Origin of the sequence: Haloplanus sp. GCM10025708 (assembly GCF_042663985.1) — an archaeon.
GTDB lineage: Archaea > Halobacteriota > Halobacteria > Halobacteriales > Haloferacaceae > Salinirarus > Salinirarus marinus.
In genome coordinates this window covers 1510451-1524460 of record NZ_JBHSZA010000011.1, presented here as the reverse complement: position 1 = coordinate 1524460, position 14010 = coordinate 1510451, and the positions used below count along the sequence as shown (strand labels likewise).

At 68.5% G+C, this 14010-nt stretch carries 16 protein-coding genes and 2 pseudogenes; 8 read left to right on the top strand and 10 right to left on the bottom strand.

Annotated features, from left to right (window positions below):
* Positions 1–175: 175 nt before the first annotated feature.
* The 7 genes from ACFQJD_RS11500 to ACFQJD_RS11470 form a co-directional block, all read right to left on the bottom strand.
* On the bottom strand, positions 176–1384 hold the full coding sequence (locus tag ACFQJD_RS11500; protein WP_379798351.1) for a tripartite tricarboxylate transporter permease: 1209 nt from the start codon (positions 1382–1384) through the stop codon (positions 176–178).
* 83 nt (positions 1385–1467) lie between these two features.
* Complete coding sequence (rpl12p, locus tag ACFQJD_RS11495) at positions 1468–1815, bottom strand: 50S ribosomal protein P1 (RefSeq protein ID WP_379798349.1); 348 nt, start codon at positions 1813–1815, stop codon at positions 1468–1470.
* A gap of 15 nt (positions 1816–1830) precedes the next feature.
* Entirely contained in the window at positions 1831–2874 is a 1044-nt protein-coding gene (locus ACFQJD_RS11490; protein ID WP_379798347.1) for a 50S ribosomal protein L10, read from the bottom strand.
* Positions 2871–3509 (bottom strand): 50S ribosomal protein L1, encoded by a 639-nt coding sequence (locus ACFQJD_RS11485; RefSeq protein WP_379798346.1) that lies wholly within the window; start codon positions 3507–3509, stop codon positions 2871–2873. Before ACFQJD_RS11485 ends, ACFQJD_RS11490 begins: the two co-directional genes overlap by 4 nt.
* Before the next feature lie 148 nt (positions 3510–3657).
* On the bottom strand, positions 3658–4641 hold the full coding sequence (locus ACFQJD_RS11480) for an ABC transporter ATP-binding protein (RefSeq protein ID WP_379798345.1): 984 nt from the start codon (positions 4639–4641) through the stop codon (positions 3658–3660).
* Positions 4641–5546, bottom strand: a complete 906-nt coding sequence (locus ACFQJD_RS11475; RefSeq protein WP_379798343.1) for an ABC transporter permease — start codon at positions 5544–5546, stop codon at positions 4641–4643. The genes ACFQJD_RS11480 and ACFQJD_RS11475 overlap by 1 nt, the downstream gene beginning before the upstream one ends.
* 169 nt (positions 5547–5715) lie before the next feature.
* Positions 5716–6807 (bottom strand): substrate-binding domain-containing protein, encoded by a 1092-nt coding sequence (locus ACFQJD_RS11470; RefSeq protein ID WP_379798341.1) that lies wholly within the window; start codon positions 6805–6807, stop codon positions 5716–5718.
* 105 nt (positions 6808–6912) lie between these two features.
* Between ACFQJD_RS11470 and ACFQJD_RS11465 the strand changes: the two genes are divergently transcribed.
* From ACFQJD_RS11465 to ACFQJD_RS11450, 4 genes and pseudogenes are all read left to right on the top strand, one after another.
* A complete protein-coding gene (locus ACFQJD_RS11465; RefSeq protein WP_379798339.1) occupies positions 6913–7563 on the top strand; it encodes a TOBE domain-containing protein in 651 nt (216 codons plus the stop codon).
* Positions 7564–7622: 59 nt separating this feature from the next.
* Entirely contained in the window at positions 7623–7847 is a 225-nt protein-coding gene (locus ACFQJD_RS11460; protein ID WP_379798337.1) for a zinc ribbon domain-containing protein, read from the top strand.
* Entirely contained in the window at positions 7847–7999 is a 153-nt protein-coding gene (locus ACFQJD_RS11455) for a hypothetical protein (RefSeq protein ID WP_379798335.1), read from the top strand. The genes ACFQJD_RS11460 and ACFQJD_RS11455 overlap by 1 nt, the downstream gene beginning before the upstream one ends.
* Positions 8000–8098: 99 nt before the next feature.
* A pseudogene (locus ACFQJD_RS11450) lies at positions 8099–9210 on the top strand (NADH:flavin oxidoreductase/NADH oxidase).
* On the opposite strand, the gene ACFQJD_RS11445 reads toward ACFQJD_RS11450, so the two are convergent.
* Positions 9188–9769 (bottom strand): TIGR00730 family Rossman fold protein, encoded by a 582-nt coding sequence (locus ACFQJD_RS11445; RefSeq protein WP_379798333.1) that lies wholly within the window; start codon positions 9767–9769, stop codon positions 9188–9190. The pseudogene ACFQJD_RS11450 and the gene ACFQJD_RS11445 sit on opposite strands and share 23 nt — an antisense overlap.
* Positions 9770–9918: 149 nt before the next feature.
* Between ACFQJD_RS11445 and ACFQJD_RS11440 the strand changes: the two genes are divergently transcribed.
* The gene (locus ACFQJD_RS11440) at positions 9919–10059 is read left to right on the top strand and encodes a PQQ-binding-like beta-propeller repeat protein (RefSeq protein ID WP_379798331.1); all 141 of its coding nucleotides are present in this window, start codon (positions 9919–9921) and stop codon (positions 10057–10059) included.
* Positions 10060–10081: 22 nt separating this feature from the next.
* On the opposite strand, the gene ACFQJD_RS11435 is transcribed toward ACFQJD_RS11440, so the two are convergent.
* Entirely contained in the window at positions 10082–10564 is a 483-nt protein-coding gene (locus tag ACFQJD_RS11435) for a 50S ribosomal protein L11 (RefSeq protein WP_379798329.1), read from the bottom strand.
* Between the two features lie 72 nt (positions 10565–10636).
* On the bottom strand, positions 10637–11698 hold the full coding sequence (locus ACFQJD_RS11430) for a M20/M25/M40 family metallo-hydrolase (RefSeq protein ID WP_379798327.1): 1062 nt from the start codon (positions 11696–11698) through the stop codon (positions 10637–10639).
* Between the two features lie 89 nt (positions 11699–11787).
* Here ACFQJD_RS11430 and ACFQJD_RS11425 point away from each other — a divergent pair, with 89 nt between their 5' ends.
* From ACFQJD_RS11425 to ACFQJD_RS11415, 3 genes and pseudogenes are all read left to right on the top strand, one after another.
* Positions 11788–12120: a hypothetical protein gene (locus ACFQJD_RS11425; RefSeq protein ID WP_379798325.1), complete on the top strand. Its 333-nt coding sequence runs from the start codon at positions 11788–11790 to the stop codon at positions 12118–12120.
* A gap of 24 nt (positions 12121–12144) precedes the next feature.
* A complete protein-coding gene (gene mvk / locus ACFQJD_RS11420) occupies positions 12145–13158 on the top strand; it encodes a mevalonate kinase (RefSeq protein WP_379798323.1) in 1014 nt (337 codons plus the stop codon).
* A pseudogene (locus tag ACFQJD_RS11415) lies at positions 13155–13894 on the top strand (isopentenyl phosphate kinase). The gene mvk and the pseudogene ACFQJD_RS11415 overlap by 4 nt, the downstream one beginning before the upstream one ends.
* Positions 13895–14010: the final 116 nt, after the last annotated feature.

The following is a 14010-nucleotide window of genomic DNA, read 5'->3' as shown; positions in this document are numbered from 1 at the left end:
TTCGGCACCCGATTTCGGACAAATGACCGTTGATTCGTCGAGGCCCTGCTACATCGGGGTCGCGTATGCAGCACAGGGTGTCTGATCGTAGCAGAGAACGTCTACCGTGCATCGACGTACTCTCCTCTCTGGACTGATCGTTTCGATATAGCAGATTTGCGGTCCGCCTCGGCTTCTACGGAAACAGTATTGCTGGATACAAAACCCCCATCAGGTGGACGCGGCGGGTGCCGACGCGGGGCGGGACGAGGCCGAGACACGTCGCGACGCCGAAAACGAGGACGCCGACGCCGCCGGCGAACAGATACGAGACGACCACCAGCCCACAGAGCGTCGCGTACGAGAGCACGTCGGGGTCGACGCGGCCGACGGTTCGGAGGTAGTAGTCGCCGATAGTGAGGACGAGCACGAAGCCGAGGCTCGCCGCGAGCGCGACGGCCGTGAGGAGGGTCGGAAGCGACAGGGGGACCCGCGCCCGGTCGAGCGCGACCATCACGCCCGTTCGAGGCATCCCGAGGGCGACGAGCGCGAACAGTGCGAAAACCGTATTCGCCGTATTCGCTCCGCTCGTCGCCACCAGAAACCCCCGCGCCCCCGTGCGGCCGGGGACGAACGGCAGCGACAACACCGCGCCGATGGCCGCGGAGACGCCGGGGAGGTAGCCCACGAGCGCGCCCGCGCCCGCACCGGCCGCCGCCGTCGTCGCCACCGACGCGGGGCGGAGTGTCACGTCCGCGTCCTCCTGTGCGGGCACGCCCGATCCGCCCACGGCGTCGAGGAGGACGGGCGCACCGAACAGCCCGCCGAACAGGGGCGCGAGAATCCCACCGGCCGACAGCGGTGCCGACGGCGACACGTCGAGGGAAACGGCCCCGAGCACCGCCGCCAGCGCGAAGACGGCGAGGCCGGCGACGGCGGCACGGACCGAGGATTCGGTCACCGCGAGGGCGACGACGACGCCCGCCAGCAACGCCGGCAGCCACGCCCGGAGGGTCGGATAGGCGACTTCCATCGCCCGCGTGAGCGGGATGGCCAGCGGCACCGCGAGCAGGACGGCGAGGCCGCTCCCGAGCGCCGAGAGATACAACGCCTCCCGTCCCCGGCCCGCGAGGACGAGACGGTGGCCCGGGAGCGCGCTCGCGGCCATCGCGGCATCGGGGACGCCCAGCGCCAGCGCCGGCACCACGTCGAGGAACGTGTGGACGACGCCGGCGGCGAGCATCGCCACGCCGACGGCGAGCGGCGACCCCGGGAGCGCGGGCGCGAACGACGCCAGCATGAGCGCGAAGTTGTTTGCGTGGAGGCCGGGCGTGAGGCCGCTCACGACGCCGAGCGAGACGCCGGCGAGAGCGAACGCGAGCGTCGTCGCCGCGTCGAGAGCCATCGAGACGAGGTGGCCGCGTCATCGCAGATAAGGCTACGCGAAGCTACGGGCGGGTGAAAAATCGAGAGTGGTCGGGTCGTCGCTCAGCCGAAGAGTTCGCCGAGGCCCTCGCCGCTGGCCTCGTCTTCCTCTTCTTCGCCTTCCTCTTCCTCGGCGGCTTCCTCCTCTTCGACTTCTTCCTCTTCGGCTTCCGCTTCTTCCTCTTCGGCACCGGCGGCGGCACCGGCGGCACCGGCGGCACCCGCGGCGGGCGCGGCGGCGGCCGTCTGGATGGCCTCCTCGATGTCGACGTCCTCCAGCGCGGCGATGAGCGCCTTGACGCGGGATTCCTCGACGTCGACGCCCGCGGCTTCGAGCACCTCGGTGACGTTGTCTTCGTTGATCTCTTCGCCCGATTCGTTCAGGATGAGTGCTGCGTAAACGTATTCCATGAGTTGTCTCCGTTGTTAGCCGAACATTTCGCCGAGGCCTTCGGCACCGTCTCCTTCGTCGTCGTCGTCTTCGTCTTCGGCTTCGACTTCGCTTTCGGCCTCGGCAGGTTCTTCGTCTTCCGTTTCGTCCGTTGCCTCCGCCGCGGGGGCTGCGGGCGCTTCCACGCCGCGAAGCTCCTCGGGGAGGGCTTCTTCGTCGTCGATCTGCGCCGCGAGCGCGCGAACTTGGGCGTCCGCTCGCGTCACGAGTTCGGGCACGAACTCCTCGTCCTCGATGGCGGCGAACAGGCCCACGGCCTTCGCGTCGCCGGACGCCTTCGCGACGAGCGTCGAGACGGTCCGGGCCGTCGGGTAGACGGCGTTGACCGAGAGATTCCGCGCGGCCGCCGCGGCCGACTCGACGTCGGCGCGGTACTCGCCGACGTCGATGGCGAGTTCCTCGGGTTCGAACAGCACGCCCTCGGAGTAGACCGAGCGCAGGTCGAGACCGACTTCCTTGGGCTCGATGCCGAGTTCGCCGAGGACGTTCGAGAGCTCCTCGCTCACTTCCTCGCCGGCTTCGAGCACCGTGCTGTCCTCGGTGACCTTGATCGAGCCCTCCATGATGCGGGCGGACGCGCCCACCTGCTGGAGTTCGCCCACGAACGGCCCGGGGTCGACGCCGGTGTCACCCTCGGGGATGACGACGTCGTTGGGGGCGACTTCGCCCGCGTTGATGGGGGCGGGCGTCTTCGAGGCTTCGAGTTCCTTGTACAGCCCGAACGGGTTGTCGTTCGTGCCGATGAGAGCCACCTGGCCCGAGACGAACTCCGAGAGCTGTTCGACGCCCTCGTCGACCTCCTCGAGCGCGCGGCGCACGAGCGTGTTGCGGCTCATGCGGACTTCGGCGCTGCCGTGCAGGTCTCGGCGCATGTTCTGCAGCTGGCGGCTCGGGATGCCGGCGACGCCGACGACGCCGACGCTCGCGTAGCTCTCGATGAACTCGACGAGGTCGTCGACTTCCTCGCGTTTCCACTCCGGGATGGTCTCCGTGCGGCGGGCCGCCTGAGCCTCGCTCATGCGGGCACCTCCACGGAGGGCCCCATCGTCGTCTTCACGTACATCGAGTCGATGTTGAGCGGGCCTTTCTCGAGGTCCGCTTCGAGGCGACGTACGATGACGTCGATGTTATCGGCGATGTCGTCGGCGGACATGTCCTCCGCGCCGACGCGCGTGTGGAACGTTCGCCGGTCACGGCTCCGCACCTGGACGGTGTTTTTCATCCGGCGGACCGTTTCGACGACATCGTCGTCGGGCTGGAGCGGCGTCGGCATCTTACCGCGCGGTCCCAGCACGGTCCCGAGGTAGCGACCGATGTCTTGCATCATCGGTGCCTCGGCGATGAAGAAGTCGGTGTCGTCGGCGAGATCTTTCGCGGCGTCGCTGTCGTCACCGAGTTCTTCGAGTTCGTCCGGGCCCAGCACGTCGTCGGCGACGTCCTCGGCACGGAGTGCGGTTTCACCGGTCGCAAACACCACGATGTGTGTTTCCTGGCCGGTGCCGGACGGGAGCACGATGCTCTCGTCGACACGATTCGACGGATCGTTGAGATCGAGATCGCGCAGATTGACGGCGAGATCAACCGTCTCGCGGAAGTTCCGCGGCGGCGACTCGTCGAGTGCGCGAGATACTGCTTCCTCTATTGTGTCTGCCATTATTCACCTCCGTAGTACGCAGGGATGCTCCTACGGGTCAGTGAAACAGGCGTATGCCTGCCTCACCGGAACGAGGGCGAAGGCGGACTTAAAGCCGTCGAACCGTCGATCGAGTGCCACCCTGATGGGTGACCGGCAACCGCCGTGGTCACGCTCGAATCGCCTCCTCCCGGCCGTCCATGTAGTAGAGGCGATCCGGCGGAAACGTGAGCCACATCTCGTCGCCGATGTCGGGAGAGACGTCGGCGAACGCCTCGATAGCCTCCCCGTCCACCGACAGCGTCAGTCGGTTGGTCGCGTCCTCCCGAACGACCCGTTCGACGGTCGCACGAACGTCGCCACCGTCGCCGAGTTCCACCGCCTCCGGCCGGATCGAAATCGCGTCGTCCTCGGTTCCGCCGAGTGCGCCCCTGAGCGACGGCGTCTCCGCGAGGTCGACGTAGTTCGACCCGGTGAAGCGGGCGACCATCGGCGACGACGGGCGCTCGAAAATCTCCTCGGGGGTGCCGAGCTGTACGATTCGACCGTCGTTCATCACGGCGATGCGGTCCGCGAGTGCCCGCGCAGTCGTCCGATTGTGGGTGACGTAGACCGCAGTGGCGTCCGTCAGCACGTCCGCGAGGTCGTCTCGGAGGTCCTGCCGAGTGGGGACGTCGAGCGCCGCCAGCGGTTCGTCGAGCAGCATTACCTCCGGTCTGATCGCCAGCGCTCGTGCCAGCGCGACTCGCTGTTTCTCGCCTCCCGAGAGCGTCGGTGGATAGCGGTCGAGCAGGTCGTCGACGCCGAGTTCCGCGAGTAGGTCGATCGGATCTCGCGTCTCGTCGTGGTAGCGGCTCCCGTAGTCGGCGTTCTCGCGGACGGTCATGTGCGGGAAGAGCGCGTAGTCCTGGAAGACGAAGCCGAAGTCGCGCTGTTCGGGTGGCGAATCGCTCACGCGTCGGCCGTCGAGTGTGACCGTTCCGTCGTGGGAGTGAAAGCCCGCCACGGTCTCCAACAGCAACGTTTTGCCGCTCCCGCTCGGTCCGAGAACGACCAGGCTCTCGCCGCGTTCGACGTCGAACTCGGCGTCGACGTGGAAGGTGTCCGCCCCGTCGGCGGTGAACGTCGCGGAGACGTCGGCGTGGAGGCCCATCAGACGACCCCTCCCGTGGTCGTACTGTCGCCGGTGAGATAGCGGATGATCAGGAAGATGATCCCGGACACCGCGAGCAACAGGAACGCCACTGCCCCGCTCTCCGCGAGGCCGCCCTGCAGATACGTGTTGTAGACGAACACCGGCGCGTGCTGGGCGGTCACCTTCTCGCCCGCCGGCAGGTAGAAAAAGGAGACGCTGTACGCGACGACCGCGACCGCGCCGAACTCGGAGACCGCTCGCGCCCACGCGAGGACGCCGCCGGTGACGATTCCCCGCACCGCGAGCGGGCCGGTCACCCGACGGAACGTCTCCCAGCGGTTCGCGCCGTGGATGCGTGAGGCGTACTCCAGCCGGTCGTCGATGGCCTCGAAGGCTTCCCGTGCGGCGTTGACCGCGTAGGGAGCGCTCACGAACGCCATCGCCAGCACCATCCCGACCATGGTCCCCAGGATGGAGACGTTCGGAAACGCGCCGCCCTTGCCGAAGCCGAAGAGAATGAGAATGCCCGCCACGCTGTGGGGGACGACCAGGGGTAGATCCACCAGGCTCTCGACGAGTGGCTGACCGACGAAGCCTTCCGAGAGCAGGTGCGCGAGCGGTACGCCGAAGACGAGACTGACCAGGGCGGCCAGTAGCGGGCCGTATACGCCGAGATATATCATACGGTGGACGTCCGAGTCGAGCGTTTTCTCGACTATCAGCGAGGGGGACTGCCGGGCGACGAACAGAAAGAGCGGTAACGCGAGTGCGATCATCAGGACGCTCCCTAACGTCGCCGCCGCGACGACGAAGGTGTCGCCCTGGAGCACGTACGCGGTGACCGCCGTACTCCCGACCATGAAGAAGGCGTACCACGTCGGACGACCCGTGGTGTACGCGGCCACGAACGCCAGTATCTGCATCGCGACGAACGCAACTGCGAGTGCCCCGCGTCCGATTCCGTCCAGTGATACTCTCGTTTCAGTTCTCGTTGCCATTTTTGCCGTTGTTCACGTTCGGGAGCATATGTATGTCGGAGCGCCCTCTACAGTTCGAGTGGGCCGAGGTTGCTCTTCGCGGAGGCGACTTCCATCACCCGGTCGGGCACCGCGTCTCGTCCGTTCTCGGGGACGACGACGGGGTCGACGGGGACGAGTCCCTGTTCTTCGAGGATCGCCCGGCCGGGATCGGTGGCGAAGTACTCGACCCACTGCGCCCCGCGGCCGGGGTGTTCGGCGACGCTCGGGACGGTGATACCGTAGGCGATGGGTGCGCCGGTGAACGTCCCGCTGTCGGTCTCGACTTTCGCCTTGGCGTAATGTTCGGCGTACTTGCTCGTCGCCTTCGAGAGGTTGACCTGGGGTTGCAGGTCGACGTACGGCATATCCGACGTACTGGAGATGGACTGGTAGTAGAAGGCGTAGTCCAGCGAACCCGTCTGCAGTTGTCCTCGAGTTTCGTCTCCGTCCCCGTCGGCACCGTCGAGTTCTCGCGTATCTTCTGGAACGTGGAGTCGTCGTAGAGTTTCTCGCCCTCGAATTCGTATTTACCCAACTGCTGGGTCATCACCGCTCGGTAGCCACCCGGGTCGACGGCGGGATCGGCGTGACCGACCGTGACGTCGTCGCGCGAGAGCACCTCCCACCAGTTGTCCGCCGAGATCTCGTCGGCCCCCGGCGAGTCCTCGCGATACTGGAGGGACATCGAGTTCGTCGTGAAGATGGCGTACCAGTCGCCGTAGTCCGGGAGGACGCGATTGCGAATGAGCCGGAAGTCAGAGACGCCGAGAACGTCCGCGTTCCGTCTCTGTTGGACGATTTTCTGCGTCGAGGCGACCGATCCCTTGGCCTCGCGCGTGACGTCGACGCCGTACCCCTCCTCGAACTGGGGCTCGGCGGCGCTGAACGGTGGAGCCAGGCTCCCGGCGTGGAAGATGGTCATCGAATCCGCCATCGGCGTCTCCGTCGGCGTTGACGTGGCGGTCTGCGTGTCGCTTCCGCCATCCGAGTCGTTCGGGGTACTCGTCGGCGTCGCGGTCCCGCCCGATCCGCCGCTACCGCCGGAACAGCCGGCGAGTCCCGCCAGCCCAAGCGCCCCCGCGTTCCGGAGAAATCCCCGCCGTGAACTGCCGGCGACGACGCGCTTCCAGTGTTCGTACTGCTCGCGTTTTCGTTGTTCCTTCATTAGCATAACGGCGTTATTCAGCGTTCGACATAACCTCTTTGGTCACACATCCCGTCGCTCTTCGTATGGAGTTCACGCCCGAGTTCGACGCCCGACTGGGACACGGTGACGTCACCGTCACCGACCGGGGTCGAGTTGCTCCGGGCCATCGACGAACGTCGCTCGCTCAACGCGGCGGCGGAGGCGCTCGGCCGGTCGTACTCGCGTGCGCAACAGCGCGTCGTCGAACTGGAGGGCGCGTTCGGCGACCTGGTCGAACGCCGTCGCGGCGGGTCAGGTGGCGGCGGCAGCGAACTCACTGACGGCGCGCGCGCACTCCTCGAACGCTACGAGCGCCTCCGCGCGGAGTTCTCGGGCGTCACCAACGTCGACGAAACCGTCCTCTCCGGGACGGTGTGGGGGCGCGACGGCGAACTCGCCACCATGGGGACGGCGGCGGGACTCGTCCGGGCACTGGTTCCCGAGGAGGGCGACAAGATTCGCCTCACCATCCGCGCCGACGCGGTGACGCTCCACGCGACGGACGATGCGCCGTCGGGCGATCGGACGAGCGCCCGCAACCGACTCGAAGGCCACGTCACGGACGTGGACCGCGGGGAGGCCGTCGCTCGCATCTCCGTCGACGTCGGTGGGGCGACCGACGTGGTGGCGCTCGTTACCCTCGACAGCGTCCGCAACCTCGCACTCGAACCCGGCACCTCCGTCGTCGTCTCGTTCAAGGCAACTGCGACGCGGGGCGTCCCCGTCTCGTCGTAGCTACAGCCGTCGTTTCAGCCAAGCCAAGAACTAATGTCCGCCCTCTCGCGGTGTCTGGTATGTCCGAAAGTCCTCGCGCAGACGAGTCGGAAGGATGTCAGAAATGCGGCCACACCGACGCGAAGGTGGGGAGCATCTCGACGACCGGGAGCGGCCTGAGCAAGATGTTCGACATCCAGACGAACAAGTTCAGCACCGTCACCTGCACCAACTGCGGCTACACCGAACTGTACGCCGACGTCGGATCGTCGGGGAGTGACCTCGTGGACGTCTTCTTCGGGTAATGGCCGCCGCCGTCTTCGTGGTGGTTGTCCTGTTCGCCGTGATCGCCCCACTCGTCCTCTACGCGTTCGTCCGTGAAGAACGGAGGCGAGGGGAACAGATGGACCGCCGGTCGGCCGAACGCGCCGCCCGACGGGACGGCGACGAGCGCTGACCCGCTGGGAGACGCGGTCGGCGGCGCGTCCGTGCCGCGATAGAGGAACGCACCGCCGGTTTCGAGGGGCCTTTCGAGCCGGCGGCCCTATCCCCGTTCGTGTCCGCAGACCTGTTCACGCCGCTGGAACTCGGCGGTATCGAACTCCCGAACCGCGTGATGGTGTCGCCGATGTGCCAGTACTCCTGTGAGGCGCGCGACGGGATGCCGACCGACTGGCATTTCTCCCACCTGACGAGTCGCGCCGTCGGCGGGGCCGGACTCGTGATGAGCGAAGCCACGGCGGTCGAGCCGCGGGGGCGCATCACGCCACACGACCTGGGTATCTGGAGCGACGACCACGCGGACGCCCTCGCCGACGTCACGGCGTTCGTCCGCGACCAGGGGAGCGTTCCGGGAATCCAACTCGCCCACGCCGGTCGGAAGGCGTCGAAGACGCGGCCGTGGGAAGGAGTCGGCCGCTCCAGCCCGACGAGGGCGGCTGGGAGACGCTCGCTCCGTCGGCGACGCCGTGGCCCTACGACGGGACGCCGCCGGCGACGCGGAAGATGACGAAATCCGACGTCGAGGACGTACAGGAGTCTTTCGTCGCAGCGGCGCGTCGCGCCGACGAAGCCGGCTTTCAGGTGGCCGAACTCCACGCCGCACACGGCTATCTCACCCACGAGTTCCTCTCGCCGGTCACGAACGACCGGGACGACGAGTACGGCGGGTCGTTCGAGAACCGGACGCGCTTCCTGCGCGAACTCGTCGCCGCCGTCGACGACGTCTGGCCCAGTGAGAAGGCCCTGTTCGTCCGCATCTCCGCGACGGACTGGCTCCCCGATCGGGACTCGTGGACCGTCGAGCAGTCGGCCCGCCTCGCCGACGACCTCGGCGACCTCGGCGTCGACCTCGTGGACGTGAGCGCGGGCGGCGTCCACCCCGATCAGCAGCTCCCCGCGTCCGGTCCGGGCTACCAGATCAAGTACGGCCGGCGCGTCCGCGAGGGCTCCTCGGGCGTCGCCGTCGGTGCCGTCGGCGGTATCACGTCGCCGGAACAGGCCGACGCACTGATCCGCAACGAACGCGCCGATCTCGCCGTCATCGGCCGAGAACACCTCCGCGACCCCTACTTCACCCACCACGCCGCACGGCGGCTCGGCCGCGAGGAGGAACTCGACGTGCCCGTGCAGTACGACCGCGCGTTCAGGTCTCGTCGCCCTCGATGACTTTCTCGACGGTCGGCGGTTCGTACACCTCGAAGGCGTCGAGCAATGCTTCGGAATCGGCTTCGACGTGGACGATGTCGCGGTGGTCCGGACGGACGAACGACTCGTCGGTGGCGTGGTCGAGAAACGCTGTCAGGTCGTCGTAGTAGCCCGCGACGTTCAGGAAGCCACAGGGGTTGCCGTGAAAGCCGAGTTGCGCCCACGTCAACACCTCGAAAATCTCCTCTATCGTTCCCAGGCCGCCGGGGAGGGCGGCGAATCCGTCCGCGAGGTCCACCATCCGTTGCTTTCGCTCGTGCATCGATCCGACGACGTGGAGTTCCGTCAGGCCCGTGTGGGCCTCTTCCTGGTCGGCGAGCGCCTCGGGAATCACGCCGACGGCCTCGCCGCCGGCGTCGAGGACGGCGTCGGCGATCGCGCCCATCATCCCGACGTGGCCGCCGCCGTAAACCAGTCCGACGTCGCGGGCGACGAGCGCTTCGCCGAAGGCCGTCGCCGACTCCACGTACGCCGGGTCGCGCCCGGGGTTCGATCCGCAGTAGACACAGACGCGATCCATACTCCGCCTCCGTCCCCGCCGGCCCTCAATCTACTGCCTCTCGACTGACCGAACGCTCCCGGTCGCCGCCGGTCTCGCCGGCCGTTCGAGTACGGGCGGCATCCGCCGCTACGCTCGACACGGTCTTCGTACCGCAGTCGGACGGCCTCGTGCAGGCCCGCTCAGACGAGACGCTTCGCTGGCAGTTCTTCGAGCAGTACGCACGGTTCTCGGAGACGGCCGTCGTCGGGTCCGCGCTGTTCGTCGGGACCGACGACGGCCGCCTCTACGCGTTCGCCGAACCGGGGTAGTCGGAGGACAGAACGGAGTCGGTTACGCTTCGGCCGCGAACTTCTCGTCGTACTCGCCCGCGTCGATGCGCTCTTTGAACTCGCGGGGGTCGTTCCCCTCAATGGTGACGCCGAGCGAGACGCAGGTGCCGACGACTTCCTTCGCCGCGTTCTTCAGGTCGTAAGAGAGCAGGTCGGACTGCTTCTGTTCGGCGACCTTCTGCACCTGATCGACCGACAGGTCGGCGACGAAGTTCTCCTGGGGTTCGCCGCTGCCCGTGTCGAAGCCCGCCTCGTCTTTGATTAGTTCGGCCGTCGGCGGGACGCCGACCTCGATGGTGAACGAGCCGTCGTCCTCGTAGTCGACGGTGACCGGCACCTCCATCCCGTCGAACGCCTCGGTCTGGTCGTTGATCTCCTGGACCACTGCCTGGACGTCTACGGGCGTCGGTCCGAGCTCGGGGCCGAGCGGCGGGCCGGGTGTGGCCTGGCCGCCCGGAACGAGCGCTTCGATAGTTCCAGCCATACTTCATCACACCCCGCGGCGACTTTTAACGGTTTTCTTTCGGCTCACGGCCGTGTGACGCGCCTGCACGTGCTACACGTCGACGGCGAACGGTGCGAACGCCGGGGCGGCGTCCGCCATCTCCCCGAGGAGGTCCGCGAGGTCGGTCAGGTCCTCGGCGTCGACGACTTCGACCGGCGTGTGCATGTACCGGTTCGGCAGGCCGACGTCGACCGTCGGGACGCCCCCGCGACTCGTGTAGAAGGCGTCGGCGTCGGTGCCGGTGTAGGTACCCGTCGCCTGCAACTGCACGTCGACGTCGCCGGCGTCGGCGGCCGCCCGCGCGAGGTCGACGAGCGCGGGGTGGTTGGCGCTCCCGCGGGAGACGACCGGCCCCTCGCCGAGTTCGACCGGTCCCCGCTGGGCCGTCGAGATGCCGGGCGTGTCCGTCGCGTGGGTCACGTCGACGGTCACGAAGGCGTCCACCTCCAGGTCGAAGCCGACCATCATCGCGCCGCGCCGGCCGACCTCCTCCTGGACGGTGCTGACGGCGTAGACGGGCCCCTCGACGCCCGCCTCGACGGCGCGACGCAGGCCCTCCGCGGCGGCCCACGTCCCGATTCGGTTGTCCATGCCGCGGGCGGCCAGGCGCGTCCCGTGGAGGTCCTCGACCGTCGTCGCGTAGGTGACGGGGTCGCCCACCTCGACCAGCGACTCGGCCTCCTCCTCGCTCGTCGCGCCGACGTCGACGTACTGCTCGCCGAGTTCGTCGTACTCCTCTTTGCCTTTCTCCCGGAGGTGGATGGCCGTCTGCCCGACGACGCCCTGCACCGGGTCGTCGGCGTGGACGGTGACGTGCTGGCCCTTCGAGACGGTCCGATCCGCGCCGCCGATGGGGCCGACCCGGAGGAAGCCGTCGTCCTCGATTCGTTTGACGACGAACCCGATTTCGTCGGCGTGTCCGGCGAAGGCGAGACGCGGCCCGTCGCCCGACTCGTCGTGGACGGCCACCGCGTTGCCGTAGGCGTCCGTCCGCACCTCGTCGGCGAACGCGGAGACGTACTCTACCCACACCCGCTGGCCGCGCGCCTCGTAGCCCGACGGACTCGGCGTCGAGAGGAGTCGTTCGAGGAAGTCGCGTCTGTCTGCATCCATGATCGGGGATGTGCCGGTGTGGCAATCAAAGCGACGGTGTCGCCGCCGATGTCACAACGGCTATATCCCTCCTGACCGAATCCCCGTCCATGGCTGACAAGAAGTTCACGCTCTTGGAGCTGCATCTGGACGAGGGGTCGATCCAGTTCGGCCCGTCACAGATGGGCGACGTCGTGGGCAAGCGAAAGACGGAGGCCGCACCGACGGGCGATGGCGACGCGAACGCGGACGCGGACGAATCCGCCGACGCCGGGGGTGTAGCTGTCCCGGCGGCAGGGCCGGCAAACTCCTCGCCGTCCTCGTCGTCGCGCTCGTCGTCGCCGTGGCGGCGAAGAAACTCCTCGGGGGCGACGAGGCGCTGGACGAACTCGACGAACTCGACGATCTGGCGGAGTGACGCGGCGGTGGAGCGCACCGCTTAAGCGCCCGCCGTCGAACACCAGTCCATGACCGTTTCGAGCGCACCGGGCAAGGTCTACCTGTTCGGTGAACACGCCGTCGTCTACGGCGAGCCGGCGGTCCCCTGTGCCATCGAGCGGCGGGCCACCGTCTCCGTCGAGGCGCGCGACGACGACCACGTCCGCGTGACGGCCGAAGACCTCAGCCTCGACGGCTTCACCGTCGAGTACGCCGGAGGGACCGACGGCCGCCCGGACGTCGCCGTCCCCACCCCACTGGTCGAGGCGGCGATGGGCTATGTCGACGCCGCCGTCGCGCAGGCCCGTGACGCCGCCGACGCGCCCGACGCCGGCTTCGACATCACCGTCGAGAGCGACATCCCGCTCGGTGCCGGACTCGGCTCTTCCGCGGCCGTCGCCGTCGCCGGCATCGACGCCGCCGCCCGCGAACTCGGCGTCACCCTCCCGCCCGAGGAGATCGCCGACCGGGCCTACCGCGCCGAGGCCGACGTCCAGGAGGGCGAGGCCTCCCGCGCCGACACCTTCTGCTCGACCATGGGCGGCGCGGTCCGCGTCGAGGGCGACGACTGCCGGACCGTCGAGACGCCCTCCCTGCCGTTCGTCATCGGCTTCGACGGCGGCGCGGGCGACACGGGCGAACTCGTCGCCGGCGTGCGCGCGCTCAAAGAGGAGTACGGCTTCGCCGCCGACACCGTCGAGACCATCGGCGACATCGTCCGCCGGGGCGAACGACTGCTCGCCGACGCGGACCCGGCGTCGACGCCCGACGACGACTTCCTCGCGGAACTCGGCCGCCTGATGAACTTCAATCACGGCCTGCTGGAGGCGCTGGGCGTCTCCTCCCGGTCGCTCGACAGCATGGTGTGGGCGGCCCGCGAGGCGGGCGCACACGGCGCGAAACTCACCGGCGCGGGCGGCGGTGGCTGTATCGTCGCCCTCGACCCGACGCCGGAGACGGTGACGGCGCTCTCTCTCACGCCGGACTGCGAGGACGCCTTCCGCGCCGAACTCGCCGACGAGGGGGTGCGACGCGTCGAATGACCGTCGTCCTCAAACTCGGCGGGAGCGTCATCACCGAGAAAGGGAGGCGAGAGACCCTCGACGGGGAGGCCCTCGACGCCGCGGCCGACGCCGTCGCGAGCGCCCGAGTGGACCGCCTCGTTCTCGTCCACGGGGCGGGGAGTTTCGGCCACCACTACGCCGACGAACACGGGACGACGGTGACCGACGGGACCCGCGACGCCGCCGCGGCGATGGACATCCACGGCGCGATGACGACGCTCAACCGCTTCGTCCTCTCGCGACTCCACGACCGGGACGTCCCCGCGCTCCCCGTCCACCCGCTGTCGGCGGCGGCGCGCGACGCGGACGGCGACCTGATCCTGCCCCTCGACCAGGTGCGGACGATGCTCGACGAGGGGTTCGTCCCCGTCCTCCACGGCGACGTCGTCGCCCACGCCGGCGAGGGCGTCACCATCCTCAGCGGCGACGAAGTCGTCACGCGCCTGGCGACCGGCCTCGACGCCGACCGGGTCGGCCTCTGTTCGACCGTCTCCGGCGTCCTCGATGAGTCGGGCGAAGTGATCCCCGAACTCACCGCGTTCTCGGACGTGGCCGACGCCCTCGGCGGGAGCGACGCGACGGACGTCACCGGGGGATGGCCGGCAAGGTGCGGACGTTGCTCGACCTCCCGACGCCGGCACACGTCTTCGGCCCGGCCGACCTCGACGCCTTCCTCCGCGGCGAGTCGCCGGGCACCCGCGTCCACCGCGACTAGCGCGAGGGGCGACCGAGCAGTCGCTCGGGCGTTCGCCGTCGACTCCGCGCTCCCGAAGCGTCGCTCACGCGAGAGAAATTCGGCGAGAGCGACGTCGGCGGCGACGGCCCGGCGTG

What these genes read in the sequence shown, in the direction of transcription:
- ACFQJD_RS11460 (WP_379798337.1), top strand. Translation starts at nt 7,623, where the DNA reads ATGTCCGAAAGTCCTCGCGCAGACGAGTCGGAAGGATGTCAGAAATGC.
- ACFQJD_RS11500 (WP_379798351.1), bottom strand. Translation starts at nt 1,384, where the DNA reads ATGGCTCTCGACGCGGCGACGACGCTCGCGTTCGCTCTCGCCGGCGTC.
- ACFQJD_RS11430 (WP_379798327.1), bottom strand. Translation starts at nt 11,698, where the DNA reads ATGGATGCAGACAGACGCGACTTCCTCGAACGACTCCTCTCGACGCCG.
- ACFQJD_RS11485 (WP_379798346.1), bottom strand. Translation starts at nt 3,509, where the DNA reads ATGGCAGACACAATAGAGGAAGCAGTATCTCGCGCACTCGACGAGTCG.
- ACFQJD_RS11490 (WP_379798347.1), bottom strand. Translation starts at nt 2,874, where the DNA reads ATGAGCGAGGCTCAGGCGGCCCGCCGCACGGAGACCATCCCGGAGTGG.
- ACFQJD_RS11480 (WP_379798345.1), bottom strand. Translation starts at nt 4,641, where the DNA reads ATGGGCCTCCACGCCGACGTCTCCGCGACGTTCACCGCCGACGGGGCG.
- ACFQJD_RS11475 (WP_379798343.1), bottom strand. Translation starts at nt 5,546, where the DNA reads ATGCAGATACTGGCGTTCGTGGCCGCGTACACCACGGGTCGTCCGACG.
- mvk (WP_379798323.1), top strand. Translation starts at nt 12,145, where the DNA reads ATGACCGTTTCGAGCGCACCGGGCAAGGTCTACCTGTTCGGTGAACAC.
- ACFQJD_RS11445 (WP_379798333.1), bottom strand. Translation starts at nt 9,769, where the DNA reads ATGGATCGCGTCTGTGTCTACTGCGGATCGAACCCCGGGCGCGACCCG.
- ACFQJD_RS11425 (WP_379798325.1), top strand. Translation starts at nt 11,788, where the DNA reads ATGGCTGACAAGAAGTTCACGCTCTTGGAGCTGCATCTGGACGAGGGG.
- ACFQJD_RS11455 (WP_379798335.1), top strand. Translation starts at nt 7,847, where the DNA reads ATGGCCGCCGCCGTCTTCGTGGTGGTTGTCCTGTTCGCCGTGATCGCC.
- ACFQJD_RS11470 (WP_379798341.1), bottom strand. Translation starts at nt 6,807, where the DNA reads ATGAAGGAACAACGAAAACGCGAGCAGTACGAACACTGGAAGCGCGTC.
- ACFQJD_RS11435 (WP_379798329.1), bottom strand. Translation starts at nt 10,564, where the DNA reads ATGGCTGGAACTATCGAAGCGCTCGTTCCGGGCGGCCAGGCCACACCC.
- rpl12p (WP_379798349.1), bottom strand. Translation starts at nt 1,815, where the DNA reads ATGGAATACGTTTACGCAGCACTCATCCTGAACGAATCGGGCGAAGAG.